We start from the raw sequence: 15,223 nt of genomic DNA, 5'->3' as shown, positions 1-15,223 counted from the left end.
ACATGACGTTTCGTTCCAAAGCTTTTGAGATCGCGCAAGGTCGCGTCTTGCCTGTTTTGACCCCTCCCACAGAAAAAGTAGCCGACCTTTACGGTAGCAATACATTCAGTGATGATGTGATGAAGACCCTGCTTTCGGCAGAGGCCTATACCAAAATCTCCAACGCGATCCGCTCCGGTTCGACGATAGACCGCGAGGTGGCCGAAGAGGTAGCCGCCGCGATGAAATCGTGGGCCATTTCCAAAGGCGCTACGCACTATACCCACTGGTTTCAGCCATTAACCGGAACGACGGCCGAAAAACACGACTCGTTCTTCGACCTCACCATCGACGGCAAGGCAGTCGAGAAATTCAAAGGCAGTGCGCTGGTACAGCAGGAACCCGACGCGTCGTCCTTCCCGAGCGGTGGCCTGCGCGCGACATTCGAGGCGCGGGGTTATACCGGCTGGGACCCGAGCTCGCCGGCATTTCTGATGGATAATGGCGCGGGCGGAAAGACATTATGCATTCCTTCGGTATTCATTTCCTATAACGGGGAAGCGCTCGATTACAAAGCGCCGCTCCTGCGGTCGCTGGTGATGCTGGACAAGGCGGCTACTGGCGTTTGCCAGTTTTTCAACCGCGACGTTTCGAAAGTAACGCCTACATTGGGTATCGAGCAGGAATATTTTCTGGTTGACAAGGCATTATACTACGCCCGCCCCGATTTACTGATGTCGGGCCGGACTGTTTTTGGCCATAACCCCGCCCGGGGCCAGCAGCTAGACGATCATTACTTCGGTTCCATTTCGCCGCGCGTGAATGCATTTATGGTGGATTTCGAGTTCGAAGCATTGAAACTGGGTATCCCGGTGAGAACGCGACATAACGAGGTAGCCCCGGGGCAGTTCGAATGCGCGCCGACTTTTGAGGAGGTTAACCTTGCCATCGATCACAATGCATTGCTGATGGATTTGATGCAAAAAGTAGGCGACCGCCATAATTTTCAGGTGCTGTTTCATGAAAAACCATTTGCCGGCATTAACGGGAGCGGCAAACACAACAACTGGTCGCTGTCGACAGACACCGGTATTAACCTGCTCGCACCGACCTCGAAACCCAAGGAAAACCTGCGCTTTCTGACTTTCCTGATGAACGTCGTCAAAGCCGTGCACGATCATGCCGACTTGTTGCGGGCATCCATTTCGTCGGCTGGCAACGAGCACCGCCTGGGTGCCAACGAGGCGCCGCCGTCCATCGTGTCGGTATTTCTTGGCGGCGACCTGACGTCGATGCTCGAAGAGCTGGTCAATAAAGGGGAAATTACGCTCGAAAAAGGGGAGAATTTCTATTATAAGCTGGGTATTACCCGCATTCCCAACCTTCAACGGGACAATACCGACCGCAATCGCACGTCGCCGTTCTGTTTTACAGGAAACAAATTCGAGTATCGCGCGGTCGGAAGCTCGCAGAACAGCGCTTCGCCGATGATCATTCTCAATACGATCGTAGCGAACCAGTTGCTCGACTTCAAACGAGAAATGGACGAGCGCCTGGCAGCCGGTGAAGAGAAGAAAGTGGCGACCGTGGAGATACTGAAACGCTATTTCCTGGAATCCAAAAATATTCTTTTCGAAGGAAACGGCTACTCGGAAGAATGGATCGAGGAAGCCGCCAGACGCGGCCTGAGCAATATCCGCGAAACTTACGACGCATTGTATGCCTACAAAACGGACAAAACCATTGCCGTGTTCGAAAGAACAGGCGTGCTGAGCGCACGCGAGCTGCATGCGCGCTACGAGATCGAGCTCGAAAATTATGTGAAGAAATTGCAGATCGAATCGCGCGTGATAGGCGACCTGGCATTGAACCATATTGTATCGACGGTTGTGAAATACCAGTTCAAACTCGCACAAACCGCGCGCTCGCTGACCGACCTCGAGATGCTCGAAGAGGCCGGGCCGATCAAGGAAATCATCCGCGACATTTCATCGCACGTGGTGGTGATCAAGAAGCTGGTGCACGAAATGACCGAAAGCCGTAAGAAAGCGAACAATCTGGAAGACCTCTTCGAGCGCGCGAAATGTTATGGCTCGGAGGTGAAAGGCTATTTCGACGAGATCCGCTACCACGTCGACAAGCTGGAATTGCTGATCGACGACGAGGATTGGCCGCTGGCGAAGTACCGTGAAATGCTATTTTTGGAGTAGTTTTGCAATTGAAACAAACAACGAATAACATGAATCCCGGATTTGATCCAGAAGAAATCGCGCAGTTGAAGGCGGAATGCAAGGCCGAAAACTCGAACTTTATTTATGTAGAGGACGAGTTCGAGGAAGACGACGACAACAACGAGCACGCGCATGTGCAGTTTGTGGGCACTTACAAAAATCAGGAAGTGATCTACGACGCATTGATTTACACATTGCGCCTGCATCATTCGACGCTCGTGTACGATGAAGCGCTGGACCGTTTGAAAAAGGAGATTCCGGGCTATTTGTCGCCGGACGAGCGCCCGGCAAACTACAAGATCAGCGAGGAGCAGGAAGACGAAGCCGAACTGCTGCTGACCGAATTCATCGAGGAAATCGAGGATGGCGAGGAAATTACCGTTCGCGAACATATCGAGATCGACGATCAGTTCGAATACGGCATCGGTTTGGAAGTAGGCCTGAATAAAACGGAGATCAACGACAAGGTGATCAGCGATTTTGTAAAAGCCTATACATCTGGCAATGTCCAGCTCGATCCTACATTGTACTCGTTTACCGGCAGCGAGGACGAAGATTGATCATAGCAAACAATACGGGAGATTGTTTCATATAGAGCAAACTTTCAGTTAACTGTCACGCTGTGCGAACGGCCGCCGTCGCTCGCTCGGCGTGACAACAAAAACGACCACCTTTTCGGGGTGGTCGTTTTGCAAAATATATCGTTCTGCGGATCAGATAGCAGATTTAACAGTCTTGATGATACGAGCTGCCACTTTGTAAGGATCGGCAGCCGAGTTCGGACGACGATCTTCGAGGTATCCGCTCCATCCTTTTGCAGGAACTACAACAGGGATACGGATAGAAGCACCGCGGTCGGAAACGCCGTAGCTGAAATCGTGGATAGAAGCAGTTTCGTGCTTTCCGGTCAGACGGAGGTGGTTGTCGGCACCGTAAACTTCGATGTGCTCTTTCACCACAGGACGGAATGCTTCGCAGATTTTATCGAAAGTTTCTTTGCTTCCGGCAGTTCTCAAAGTAGAGTTCGAGAAGTTGGCGTGCATACCTGAGCCGTTCCAGTCGAGCGCGCCAAGCGGCTTGCAGTGCCAGTTGATGGAAACGCCGTATTTCTCGCCGATTCTTTCCAGGAGGTAACGGCCAAGCCAGATTTGGTCGCCAGCTTCTTTCGCGCCTTTTGCGAAGATCTGGAATTCCCACTGTCCTGCTGCAACCTCGGCGTTGATACCTTCAACGTTCAGGCCTGCATCGAGGCAAGCGTCGAGGTGCTCTTCGATGATCTCCCGACCGAAAGCATTTTTCGCGCCTACCGAGCAATAATATGGTCCTTGCGGAGCTGGGTACCCGTTTGCAGGGAAGCCCAGTGGTTTGTTGGTTTCATTGTCCCAAAGGAAATATTCTTGTTCAAATCCGAACCAGAAGTCGTTATCGTCGTCTTCGATAGTAGCACGACCGTTTGATTCGTGAGGGGTTCCGTCAGCGTTCAATACCTCGCACATTACCAGGTAGCCATTTTTACGCTGCGGATCAGGAATAATGTAAACAGGTTTCAGCAAACAGTCGGAAGAACCGCCGGGAGCCTGCTCGGTAGATGAGCCATCAAACGACCACATTGCGCAATCTTCCAGTTTTCCACTAAAATTGTTTTCAATTTTGGTTTTGCTGCGTAAACTTTGGGTCGGCTTGTAGCCATCCAACCAAATATATTCCAGCTTGGACTTTGACATAATAGTACTAGATAAAGTGGTGACGAATAATTATAACGGCACAATATTAATGCAAAAATGTATTTACAAAAAATAAATGTTAGGAAAAATTAACCTTCCGCAAAATATTATTGCGTTCGTGGTAGTATTGTCAGTAAAAAATGTACTATTCTAATAAATCAGGCTGGTTTCAAAAATGGCGGGTTGGATCGATATTTTTGTTAAAATGGTCGAAACAGGTGTAAAAATATACCTATGAAACTAAAAAATATCAGGAATGTGCAAGAAACCGGAGTGCCGGTGAACGGGCGCTTATAGAATTCTGCGGGGATGGCCAATTTTGTGCGGTTCCGGGAATTTTATATATTTTCGAATGCCCGCGAGGGATTGCTTTACATTATTACAATATTGGAAAAATGCATTTGTTTTATCAACCTGACCCACACGTTTTTGAGCTCGACGAAGAGGAGGCAAAGCATAGTTCGAAGGTTCTGAGGCTGGGTTCCGGCGACATGATTTACGTCACCGACGGCAAAGGGCTGGTGCAAAAATGCAGGCTCAATGTTCAGGGTCGAAAAGTAGGTTACGAGGTGATCGAATCTAAAATGATGGGACGGAGAGGATTTGCCGTCAATATGGCGATAGCGCCTACACGCAAGGCCGAGCGGAACGAATGGATGGTGGAGAAAATGACCGAAATAGGTGTGGAACGCATCGATTTCGTGGTGACCGAGCACACCAACCCTGAAACCCTGAACCGCGTAGTAAACCTGGCGAGGCTGAACCGCATTGCCGCTGCCGCCATGAAGCAGTCGCGGCAATATTATATGCCTTACATTACAGTAAATAACAAGTATGAGCCGTTTATTAAAAATGTGGGCGACGCCGTCCGACTGATTGCGTACGTTCCGGAACAAAATACGGTGGAACACGTTTTTAGCAAAATAAAAAAGGGAAATGATACGACATTGCTGATCGGCCCTGAGGGGGGATTTCAGTCCAAGGGAAGTGGAAGTGGCGCTGGAAAACGGTTTCCAAACCGTGTCCTTAGGCCCCACACGCCTCAGAACCGAAACCGCCGCCATAGCAGGATGCCACGCCATTAACCTGGCGCAGGTTTTGCAATGACCGAATGACCGAATGACCGAATGACACTATCTCAAAAACTGTGTAAGTGAATTCTGGTCATTCGTTAGTTTTCCACTTTAATCATTTGAAATTAATCGATCAGCCACTCATTCACTCATTCACTCATTCAATCATTCACTCATGAAAGTCCACCTCGCCGTTCTCGCCCTATTCCTCTGCGCGTCCCTGGCCTCGTTCGGGCAATCGTCGTTGAAGATCGCCAAGTTGAAATACGGCGGGGGAGGGGATTGGTATGCCAACAAGACCTCGCTGCCGAACCTGATCAAGTTCTGCAATGCGGAGCTTAAAATGAACATCAATCCGGTGGAGGATGTAGTGGAAGTGGGCAGCCCGGATATTTTCGCCTACCCGTTCGTGCACATGACGGGCCATGGAAATGTGGTTTTTTCCGAAGCGGAAGCACAGAACCTGCGGAATTACCTGCTTTCCGGAGGCTTTTTGCATGTGGACGACAACTACGGCCTCGACCAGTTTATCCGCCGCGAAATGAAAAAGGTTTTTCCCGAACTCTCGTTCGTCGAACTTCCTTACGATCATCAGATTTACCATATGAAATATAACTTCCCCGACGGTTTGCCGAAAGTCCACGAACATGACGGTAAGCAGCCGCAGGGCTTCGGATTGATATGGCAGGGGCGGTTGATATGCTTTTACAGCTACGAAACCGACCTCGGAAATGGTTGGGAGGACCAGAGTGTGTATAACGACCCTGAGGAAATGCGCCGCAAGGCATTGCAAATGGGCGCCAACCTGCTGAGTTACGCCTTTATGATCGAATAGCCGCAGAAGTCGAGGGCCTAAACGAGGCTATGGCTATATTCCAAATTTAGTTTGGGAAATTTCGGTTTTCTAACCTTTGGCACTTACTTTTGTACAAAGTTTAGCATATTAAAATTTTCTACCGTTCCATGTATATAGTTCTGATTGTATTTGTTGTACATTGGTATTTGTCATTATTCTGTCAAACCTTTTTCCTGCACCGCTATTCCGCTCATAAAATGTTCATAATGAGCAAGCCGTGGGAACGGTTCTTCTATCTGCTCACCTATCTTTCACAAGGTTCTTCCTATTTAAGCCCACGGGCATATGCGATCCTGCACCGCATGCATCATGCGTTCAGCGATACCGAAAAAGACCCGCATTCTCCGCATCATACCAAAAATGTATTTACCATGATGTGGGAAACCAAAAACATTTACAATGCCGTTTTGAATCGCAAACGGGCCATCGAAACGCGTTTCGAGCGTAACTATCCCGAGTGGAATTTTGTGGAAAAGCTGGGTGATTCCTGGATTTCGAGAATAGGCTGGGGGCTTCTTTACCTCGCATTCTACGTGCTGGCGTACATTTACCTGGATATGCACTGGGCGTTCTTTTTCCTGCTGCCGATCCATTTCCTGATGGGTCCGATCCACGGCGCGATCGTGAACTGGAGCGGGCACAAATATGGCTACCAGAATTTCGATAACCAGGACGAATCCAAGAACTCGCTGATCTTCGATTTCCTGATGATGGGAGAGCTCTTCCAGAACAATCACCACAAACGGCCTAATTCAATCAACTTTGGTTCGAAATGGTTCGAAATCGACCCGACTTACCCGGTGATCAAGCTGCTGAATAAGTTGAAGATTATCGAGATTCGAAAGAAGCACTGATGCATGATGTTCTGATCGGCTGGACGGTGTCGTGGATTGTCAGGTGTGGTCGTGGATAGTCAAGTGTAGTCTGAAATAGTTCTTGATAGGGAGGAGGAGAAATTGGTCAGTCGATCATTTTCTCCTCCTTTTTTTGCTCTCAGTCTACCAATTACAGTCCTCGACTACGCCTGACTACTAATGACAACACTTGATTATACCTGACTACCAATGCTAACACTTGACCACACCTGACTACCAATGACCACACTTGACTACCAATGACAATCCTTGACATTCCGACCATGACAAAAAAATTGGCAGGCGTGAGAGACACCTGCCAAATTTGCTTATTAACACCACAAAAAATGAAATCCTTTGAATTTGCGACCGGCGATGTTTTCGCCCTGTCGACATTACAAATAAGATCAACAATACTTAGAAAGGCGTTAATAATAAGTTAGAATTTGCTTAGAGGCGCAAAAAAGTCAGGCGAAATGTGGTGCCTTTCGGGACGTTCGATTGAATGCTGACGCTGCCGTTATGCAACTTCACGATCCGCTCCACCAGCGACAGGCCGATGCCATAGCCTTTAATGCTCGCGGTATTGTCGCTGCGGTAAAATGGCTGAAAAACGAGGCTCTTGTCCTTCTCCGGAATACCCTTGCCGTTATCCGAAAATGTCAGCCCGAGCTGCCCGCGCGACGGATGCAGGCACACGTTCACGGTGTTGTCGTCGGAGAACTTGCAAGCGTTGTCCATCAGGTTCAGGAAAGCGGTTTTAAGGAGTGTGGAGTTGCCGGTGATTTCGAGCCAGGTGTCGTCTTCGGGGAGCTCGTCGAAGTTCAGCTGGATATTGTAGGCCGGATTCGCTTCGGCCAGGTTCATCCGGCAATCGAGCAGCAGGTCGTCTACACGGATGACCTCCGTAAGCAGGTCGCGCTGGTCTTCGCTCACTTTGGCGAGTTCCAGCAGGGTGTTCGAAAGCTGGCCAAGCTCCTGAATGTCTTCGAGCACCGAGCGGATCGTCATCTGATACTCCTGTGGGTTCCGCTCTTTGAGCATACTCACTTCCAGTTGCGATTTGATTTTCGTGAGCGGGTTTTTCAGCTCGTGCGAAACATTGGCAACGAATATTTTCTGCATTTGAAAGGCCGTCTCGATACGGTCGAGCAGCTTGTTGAAGGTCACAGTCAGACGGCCGATTTCGTCCTTTTGGTTAGGCACATTCAGCCTGGTGTCGAGATTTTGGGGCAATATACCCTCCACGGCATTCATTACCTTGGAAATCGGGCGTAAGGCGCGTTTCGAGAATATCCAGCCTACAATCGCCACCACGAATGTCACGATAAAATAGAGGACGGTCAGCAGGGTTTTTAGGTTCGAAAGGTTTGCTTGTCCGTACAAGTCTTTCGCACCAAGCATTACCACGGCTTTATTGAAGGGATATTTATAATAAAGGCCTACCACTTTGTAATCGCCGTCGTCGTAACGGATCTGCCCGGCCTTGCGGATCTCATCCAGCCAGTAGTTCGAGACGTGCAATGCTTTCAGTTGGGGGGGTAGTAGAGTTGCTGTAAATGAGGCGGTTCTTCTCGTCGAAAATGAAGATGTTCTCATCATAAATCAGGTCCCGGTTGGTTTCGTCCAGGGCTTTCAGGACCTCGGCGTTGATAAGCGGTACCTGCACTTTCAGCAAAAGCTCGGCCTGCGACTTGGCCTTCGAGCGAAGGCGGTCGTAAAAGTCCTCCGTTACATTGTAATACGTAAAAAAGTAGACGGCGAGAAAGGTGATCAGCAAAATACCGCTTACCAGCAAGGAGAACTGAACCGTAAGTCGGGTGCGGATTTGCATAACTTATTCTACTTTAAGCACATAGCCCATTCCAAACTGCGTGTGGATGAGTTTGACCGGGTAATCTTTGTCAATTTTTTTACGAAGATAATTTACATATACTTCAATAACATTCGTACCGGTATCAAATCCGATATCCCATACCTGCTCGGCGATTTCGACCTTCGAAATAACCCTTCCCTGGTTACGGATCAGATAAACCAGCAGGTTGAATTCCCGCGCCGTGAGATTGATCTTGTTGCCTGAACGATAAACGGTTTTCGCATCGAGCGAAACCTCCAAGTCGGCGAAGCGCAGAACCTGCGCTGTGTGCGAAACGGTCGATCCGCGCTTCGTGAGCGCACGTACGCGTGCCAGGAGTTCCTTGAATTCAAATGGCTTGACCAGGTAGTCGTCCGCACCGGCATCGAGGCCGGTTACCTTGTCGTCGGTCGTTCCCAGTGCGGTGAGCATTAATATGGGCGTTTCATCGCCCCAACTGCGGATTTCTCGGCAAAGCTCGATACCATTGATACCGGGTATGATAATGTCGCTGATAATCAGCTGGTACACATTGCTGCGTGCCAGCTGCTTGCCAATGAGGCCGTCGTAGGCAATGTCTACCTCGTATCCGTTCTCTTCCAGCCCCTGCCGTATCGACTGCAACGTTTTGGGCTCGTCCTCTATCAGTAACAGTTTCATACGCTATGCAAAAATAATTCCGACACTTCCTTCCAGCTCGAAACGCGTTTATAGGCGGTTTCACGAAGGTTATGCGGGGATGAAAAAAGAATGCCTTTACCTTTGAAGGCAGCCAGGTTACGCACGTGGTCGTCGATCAGGTAATCCGATTGTACAATGCTTTTATACCCGCAGAAAACCACGTTGGTCCACGGAATGAACGGGAAATGCCGCTTCAACCAGTCAAATTTATCCCGAAACGAGTTAGGGAACTCCATGCAGGCGGTTGCCACAAAAAGTTCGTAGTATTTTGAAAGCTGGTAGACCGTTTCGATAGCACCTTCCTTTACCTCGATGTCGGCAAAAAAGCCCGGCGAATCCATTATCCTGTGCAGCTTCGAAAGTTGCTTCGGATGCAGCAGTTCCCTTAACCCTTTCGTCTTGAAGTCCTCCCGGTGCAAGGTGGTCGAAAAGTCGGTGAGGACAATCTCGACGAGTTTTTCGTGGGTGTTCGCCAGCACGTCGTCCATGTCCAGGGTTAATCTCAACATCAGCTAATCGTTCGGGTAATGTCGAAGTTTTCGAGGTAATCGTTTACGCGTTTGAGGAATAAACCGCCCAGCGAGCCGTCCACCACGCGATGGTCGTAGGAATGGGAGACGAACATCATGCTGCGGATACCGATCAGATCGCCCTGGGGCGTTTCTATCACCGCCGGCTTCTTCCTGATCGCCCCGAACGCCATGATCGCCACTTGCGGTTGTACGATAATAGGTGTCCCCATTAAATTCGAGAACGCGCCGATATTGGAAACGGTGTAGGTGCCGCCGGCGAGATCGTCCGCTTTCAGCTTGTTCTCCCGCGCACGCCTTGCGAGGTCGTTCACTTTGCGGGCCAGACCGGGCAGATCATAGTGGTCGGCATTGTGGATTACCGGAACGATCAGGTTACCATCCGGCAATGCTACGGCCATTCCTATGTTAATGTCCTTTTTCTTGACAATCTTGTCGCCTTCCACCGAAATATTGATCAGCGGGTAATCCCTGATGGCCTTTGCAACGGCTTCGATCAGGATCGGCGTGAATGTAATGCTGTCTCCGGTCTTTTTGCGGTATTCGGCCTTCACATGCTCCCGCCAGTTCACTACCGGCGTCATATCCGTTTCAATGAACGAAGTAACGTGGGCCGAAATCCGCTTCGACTCGACCATCCGCTGCGAAATCATCTTCCGCATCCGGTCCATTTCAATGATCTCCGTACTGCCATTCAACGAGGTGGCGGGGGCAGAGGGAGCACCTTTCTTCCGGCGGTGCTCCACATAGGAAAGAATATCGTCCTTGGTAACCCGGTTTTCCAGGCCCGTTCCTTTGATAATTTTCAACTCGTCAACCGGGATCTGCTCCTCGCGCGCGATGCTGAGGACTAGCGGCGAATAGAAAGAATTGACAGCGGTATCCGCCGGTGCGTATTCGTAAGCCGGTTCAGGCGCTCTGCTTACGGCCGCCCGGAAATCTTTTTCGAGCAATGCGGCCGTTGCGGCAACGTCTGCTTCTTCTTCCACGGGTACCAGCGGAGGAGCTTCGAGCGCTACAACGTCGTCCGCTACTTCAATCTGCGCCACCGCGCTGCCGATCGGCACCACGTCATCGACTTTTACAAGCCATTTCGTAAGTGTTCCCTCATAAGGACAGGGGACTTCGGTATCAACTTTATCGGTAGCAACTTCCAGGATGGAGTCATCGACACGCACCTTCGCACCTTCTTCCGCAAGCAGGTGAAGCACAGTGCATTCCATGATGCTTTCCCCCATCGGAGGCATTACCATTTCAATTATTTTCATAATCCTCTTTTTTCGAAGGTAAGGAAAACATGCTTTTGTTACCCCACCGGTTCTGATCTTCATTTATCCTTTTACCGCGAGCGATGTTTTTAAAATGGTTTTTCTCAGCAGATTAAGGGCATAGGAGCAGGTTAGTTCTATATTGATTTTTCTGTTGTTTCTTAATGTGAGCAGTTGTGTGAACGTCTCGTCGGGCGTGGCGCAGGCGATCCACACGGTGCCTACCGGCTTTTCCGGCGTACCGCCGTCGGGGCCTGCGATGCCGGTGGTCGAGAGGGCAAAGGTGGTATTCAGCACGCGGCGGGCCCCTTCGGCCATTTCGCGGGCGGTTTGCTCGCTCACGGCACCGTAAGCTTCGAGCGTCTCTGCTGATACACCGAGCAGGTTTATTTTCAGCGCATTGCTGTAACTTACCACCGAGCCTTCGAAATAGCGCGATGAACCCGGAACACTCGTGATCTGGTTGGCAACGTAGCCACCGGTGCAGCTTTCTGCGGTTCCCACGGTGGCATTGTTTTGCATCAGTAACGTGCCGACGACGGTTTCCAGCTCGTCGGAATCGTAGCCGAAAACATAGTCGCCGATCAGCGGGAGCGCCAATGCAACCTGCTCGTTCAGCTCTCTGTCCAAAACGGCCGGGTCGGTTCCGGTGCCGGTCAGCCGCAGCTTCACCTGCCCGAAATGCGGCAGATAGGCCAGCTTGATATGTCCAGGCAGGGCATCTTCCCATGCCGAGATTTTTTCCGCCAGAAAGGATTCACCAATGCCGATCGTTCGGATGGATTTATGTTGAATAATGTGGATCGAAAACCGCGCTTTAAGCCTCGGCAGGATTTCGAACTCCATCAGGTTTTTCATTTCGTAGGGCACGCCGGGCAGCGACACGTAAATGACCCCGTCTTTTTCGAACCACATGCCGGGAGCGGTTCCCCACAGGTTGGGAATGTAGGTACAATTTTTGGGGAGCGCCGCCTGCTGGATGTTCAGCTCGGTCATGGCGCGGCCGCGTTTTGCGAAAAATTCCGTAACGAGCGCGAGCGCGTCCTGGTTGATTTCGAGTTCGGTACCGAAATATTCGCAGAAAGTATGCTTCGTAATGTCGTCGCGCGTGGGGCCCAGGCCGCCTGTGACGATCACGATATCAGCCCGCCGGCTGGCTTGTGCGAATGCGTCGAGGATGTCCTGCCTGTTGTCGCCGACCGACGTTTTCCGCACCGGACGGATCCCGATATCAGTGAGCTGAGCGCCAATCCATTGGGTGTTTGTATCGACGATTTGGCCGAAAAGTATCTCGTCACCGATCGTGATTATTTCAGCTCTGGCAGAGGAAATCATAGGTTCGAAACAGGTTAAAGGGGACCGTTATTTTCCCAAAAATAAGTAAAATTAATCGTTATTGAGTACGTTTGAACCGTAGTGAAATATTAACAAACTCTATTGTAATGAAATACAAAATCCTTTCATTAACGCTGTTTTGGCTCATTTTTGCGCACACTTCAAAGGCGCAGTTCAATCTCGGAAAGGTGTTGGAGAAGGTGGGGGGCAAAAGTGGCGGGCTCAGTGAAAACGAGATCGTTCAGGGACTTAAAGAAGCGTTGAACGTAGGCATCACGAACGGCTCCGAATCGGCTTCGAAGGTGGACGGTTTCTTTAAAAATGAACTGATCAAAATCGCGGTACCGCCCGAGGCTCAGAAGGTAGCGGAGACATTGCGGAAAATGGGACTCGGGGAACAGGTCGATAAATTTACCCTGTCGCTCAACCGCGCCGCCGAGGACGCCGCCAAGAAGTCGAAACCGATTTTCTTCAAAGCCATCACGTCCATGACCGTCCCCGATGCATTGGGCATTCTGAAAGGGCCCGACGACGCTGCTACCCAATATTTGAAGAAATCGACCAACGACGAGCTTTTCAAGACATTCTTCCCTGTGGTGGACAGCACGTTGAACCTCAATAAGGCAACGCACTATTATGCCGATATCGTGAACACCTACAACCAGCTCCCGCTGGTAAAAAAAGTCAATCCCAACTTGAAAGAGTACGCGACCCAGAAGACGATCGACGGACTGTACGTGCTCATCGCGCAAGAGGAAAAGAAAATCCGGGAGAATCCGGGTGCCCGGGTGACTGATTTGCTCAAAAAAGTGTTTAGTCAGGCAGGCAAGTAGGGTTAACGCGAGCTGTCGGGACCGCTCGTCTGGCTCAAATGCTTACTTTTGTAAAAATTAACACCTCAATATGAAAAAATCAGAAATCCATTTCACGGTTGAACTAGACGATAAGAATATACCCGAGAAGATTTTTTGGGATGCTACCGATAACCCCAACGAGGGTATCAACGACACCCGTGCGATCGCCATCGGCGTTTGGGACCACTACCATAAAGGGACGCTGAAAATCGACCTCTGGACGAAGGATATGGAAGTTTTTGATATGAAGCGATTTTACATTGAACTCATGAGCGGTATCGCGGATACATTGCTGACTGCCACCAACGACCGGGGCATGGCCGATATGATCGAAGGTGTTTGCGATACGCTGAGCAAGCGTCTGGATGAAGAAATGAAGGCGGCGAAATAATGCACCGTTGTGCTACAAATATTACGGTGCGCTGCACCTGACGGGCGGTTTTGTTGCCAATGTTACAAATATTGCGGTGAGTTGCACCTGGCGGACGGTTTTGTTGCTAATGCTACGAATATACGGTGGGCTGTACCTGGCGGACGGTTTTGTTGCTAATGCTACGAATATTACGGTGCGCTGCACCTGCCGGATGGGTTTTGTTGCCAATGCTACAAATATTACGGTGCGCTGCACCTGACGGATGGGTTTGTTAACAATGCTACAAATATTACGGTGCGCCGCACCTGACGGATGGGTTTGTTAACAATGCTACAAATATTACGGTGCGCTGCACCTGACGGGCGGTTTTGTTGCCAATGCTACAAATATTGCGGTGCGCTGCACCTGGCGGACGGTTTTGTTGCTAATGCTACGAATATTACGGTGGGCTGTACCTGACGGGCGGTTTTGTTGCCAATGCTACAAATATTGCGGTGCGCTGCACCTGGCGGACGGTTTTGTTGCTAATGCTACGAATATTACGGTGGGCTGTACCTGACGGGCGGTTTTGTTGCCAATGCTACAAATATTGCGGCGCGCTGCACCTGGCGGACGGTTTTGTTGCTAATGCTACAAATATTACGGTGCGCTGCACCTGACAGGCGGTTTTGTTGCCAATGCTACAAATATTGCGGTGCGCTGCACCTGGCGGACGGTTTTGTTGCTAATGCTACGAATATTACGGTGGGCTGTACCTGACGGGCGGTTTTGTTGCCAATGCTACAAATATTGCGGCGCGCTGCACCTGGCGGACGGTTTTGTTGCTAATGCTACAAATATTACGGTGCGCTGCACCTGACGGATGGGTTTGTTAACAATGCTACAAATATTACGGTGCGCTGCACCTGACGGGCGGTTTGTTGCCAATGCTACAAATATTGCGGTGAGTTGCACCCTGGAAAATCGCCAAGGCGCAGAGCGCCGTAATACTTGTAGACAATAATAACCGATTAGAATGCAAAAGGTGCAGAGCACCGGAACATCCTGTTGGGTACCGCGATAAAACGTCTCAGCCAGCTGCTTCCAGCTCCTCCCGGATCAGTCCGAAAACTTGGGGAGCGGTGAAAAAAGTAGTTGTTTTGCAATGAATCAACATTGAATACATTGCAAGAGTCCTATTTAGCCCTAGTCCGCTTCCTGTTACCAGAGGGTATCCTCGATTATTTCGAGCTTTCCAAAATCGTCGAAGGCCTCACTGGTCTGCATATTTACTTGGAAGAGAAAAATCTTCCTCCTTCCGAATACAAGGATCAAAAATTAGAATCCAAAGGTTATTTACCTGAGATTTACATTCAGGACTTTCCTATTCGTAATCAAAAAGTTACGCTCTGTATCAAGCGTCGACGCTGGGAAGTCAAGGACACTGGCGAAATTATCAGCAGGGATTGGAATGTGGTGCAACAGGGAACTCGGATGACTAAAGAGTTCGCTGATTTTTTAAAAACAATGTATTGATAATAATCCTGTTAGCTGCTCACAATTAGGGAAATACTTTCATCTGGACGGCAAACAGCTTCAACAACAGTATAAAGACCATATAAGCGACTACA

At 49.9% G+C, this 15,223-nt stretch carries 15 protein-coding genes and 1 pseudogene; 9 read left to right on the top strand and 7 right to left on the bottom strand.

All coding sequences use genetic code 11. The annotated features are described in order from the left end of the window. Positions 1-2: 2 nt before the first annotated feature. Both ABV298_RS01080 and ABV298_RS01075 read left to right on the top strand, forming a co-directional pair. Entirely contained in the window at positions 3-2,189 is a 2,187-nt protein-coding gene (locus ABV298_RS01080) for a glutamine synthetase III (RefSeq protein ID WP_353720358.1), read from the top strand. A gap of 29 nt (positions 2,190-2,218) precedes the next feature. Then, positions 2,219-2,770 (top strand): hypothetical protein, encoded by a 552-nt coding sequence (locus ABV298_RS01075; protein ID WP_353720357.1) that lies wholly within the window; start codon positions 2,219-2,221, stop codon positions 2,768-2,770. A 153-nt stretch (positions 2,771-2,923) separates the two neighbouring features. Here ABV298_RS01075 and ABV298_RS01070 read toward each other — a convergent pair whose 3' ends face one another. Continuing rightward, positions 2,924-3,934 (bottom strand): glutamine synthetase beta-grasp domain-containing protein, encoded by a 1,011-nt coding sequence (locus tag ABV298_RS01070; protein WP_353720356.1) that lies wholly within the window; start codon positions 3,932-3,934, stop codon positions 2,924-2,926. A 395-nt stretch (positions 3,935-4,329) separates the two neighbouring features. Between ABV298_RS01070 and ABV298_RS01065 the strand changes: the two are divergent. The 4 genes and pseudogenes from ABV298_RS01065 to ABV298_RS01050 form a co-directional block, all read left to right on the top strand. After that, positions 4,330-4,863 (top strand): annotated as a pseudogene (locus ABV298_RS01065) (RsmE family RNA methyltransferase); the annotation flags it as partial. 58 nt (positions 4,864-4,921) lie between these two features. Then, a complete protein-coding gene (locus tag ABV298_RS01060) occupies positions 4,922-5,041 on the top strand; it encodes a 16S rRNA (uracil(1498)-N(3))-methyltransferase (RefSeq protein ID WP_353720355.1) in 120 nt (39 codons plus the stop codon). 141 nt (positions 5,042-5,182) lie between these two features. Further along, the gene (locus ABV298_RS01055) at positions 5,183-5,842 is read left to right on the top strand and encodes a DUF4159 domain-containing protein (RefSeq protein WP_353720354.1); all 660 of its coding nucleotides are present in this window, start codon (positions 5,183-5,185) and stop codon (positions 5,840-5,842) included. 128 nt (positions 5,843-5,970) lie between these two features. Then, positions 5,971-6,717, top strand: coding sequence for an acyl-CoA desaturase (locus ABV298_RS01050; RefSeq protein WP_353720353.1), 747 nt, complete (start codon positions 5,971-5,973; stop codon positions 6,715-6,717). A 450-nt stretch (positions 6,718-7,167) separates the two neighbouring features. Here the strand turns inward: ABV298_RS01050 and ABV298_RS01045 are convergent, their stop codons facing one another. From ABV298_RS01045 to ABV298_RS01020, 6 genes are all read right to left on the bottom strand, one after another. Then, positions 7,168-8,241 carry a HAMP domain-containing sensor histidine kinase gene (locus tag ABV298_RS01045; protein WP_353720352.1) on the bottom strand — a complete coding sequence of 358 codons (1,074 nt, stop codon included), beginning with the start codon at positions 8,239-8,241 and terminating at the stop codon, positions 7,168-7,170. Beyond that, a complete protein-coding gene (locus ABV298_RS01040; protein WP_353720351.1) occupies positions 8,213-8,551 on the bottom strand; it encodes a hypothetical protein in 339 nt (112 codons plus the stop codon). The genes ABV298_RS01045 and ABV298_RS01040 overlap by 29 nt, the downstream gene beginning before the upstream one ends. A gap of 3 nt (positions 8,552-8,554) precedes the next feature. Next, the gene (locus ABV298_RS01035) at positions 8,555-9,232 is read right to left on the bottom strand and encodes a response regulator transcription factor (protein ID WP_291202765.1); all 678 of its coding nucleotides are present in this window, start codon (positions 9,230-9,232) and stop codon (positions 8,555-8,557) included. Further along, positions 9,229-9,762 carry a 5'(3')-deoxyribonucleotidase gene (locus ABV298_RS01030; protein ID WP_353720350.1) on the bottom strand — a complete coding sequence of 178 codons (534 nt, stop codon included), beginning with the start codon at positions 9,760-9,762 and terminating at the stop codon, positions 9,229-9,231. The genes ABV298_RS01035 and ABV298_RS01030 overlap by 4 nt, the downstream gene beginning before the upstream one ends. Then, positions 9,762-11,051 (bottom strand): dihydrolipoamide acetyltransferase family protein, encoded by a 1,290-nt coding sequence (locus tag ABV298_RS01025; RefSeq protein ID WP_353720349.1) that lies wholly within the window; start codon positions 11,049-11,051, stop codon positions 9,762-9,764. The genes ABV298_RS01030 and ABV298_RS01025 overlap by 1 nt, the downstream gene beginning before the upstream one ends. A 63-nt stretch (positions 11,052-11,114) precedes the next feature. Beyond that, the gene (locus ABV298_RS01020) at positions 11,115-12,386 is read right to left on the bottom strand and encodes a competence/damage-inducible protein A (RefSeq protein ID WP_353720348.1); all 1,272 of its coding nucleotides are present in this window, start codon (positions 12,384-12,386) and stop codon (positions 11,115-11,117) included. A gap of 107 nt (positions 12,387-12,493) precedes the next feature. Here ABV298_RS01020 and ABV298_RS01015 point away from each other — a divergent pair, with 107 nt between their 5' ends. From ABV298_RS01015 to ABV298_RS01005, 3 genes are all read left to right on the top strand, one after another. Next, positions 12,494-13,219 carry a DUF4197 domain-containing protein gene (locus ABV298_RS01015; RefSeq protein ID WP_353720347.1) on the top strand — a complete coding sequence of 242 codons (726 nt, stop codon included), beginning with the start codon at positions 12,494-12,496 and terminating at the stop codon, positions 13,217-13,219. A 70-nt stretch (positions 13,220-13,289) separates the two neighbouring features. Further along, complete coding sequence (gene gldC, locus ABV298_RS01010) at positions 13,290-13,631, top strand: gliding motility protein GldC (RefSeq protein WP_353720346.1); 342 nt, start codon at positions 13,290-13,292, stop codon at positions 13,629-13,631. Positions 13,632-14,777: 1,146 nt separating this feature from the next. Beyond that, a complete protein-coding gene (locus tag ABV298_RS01005) occupies positions 14,778-15,128 on the top strand; it encodes a transposase (protein WP_353719806.1) in 351 nt (116 codons plus the stop codon). Positions 15,129-15,223: the final 95 nt, after the last annotated feature.

The sequence above is a fragment of the Dyadobacter sp. 676 genome (genome assembly GCF_040448675.1).
Lineage (GTDB): Bacteria > Bacteroidota > Bacteroidia > Cytophagales > Spirosomataceae > Dyadobacter.
This window is presented reverse-complemented; position numbering and strand designations above follow the sequence as displayed.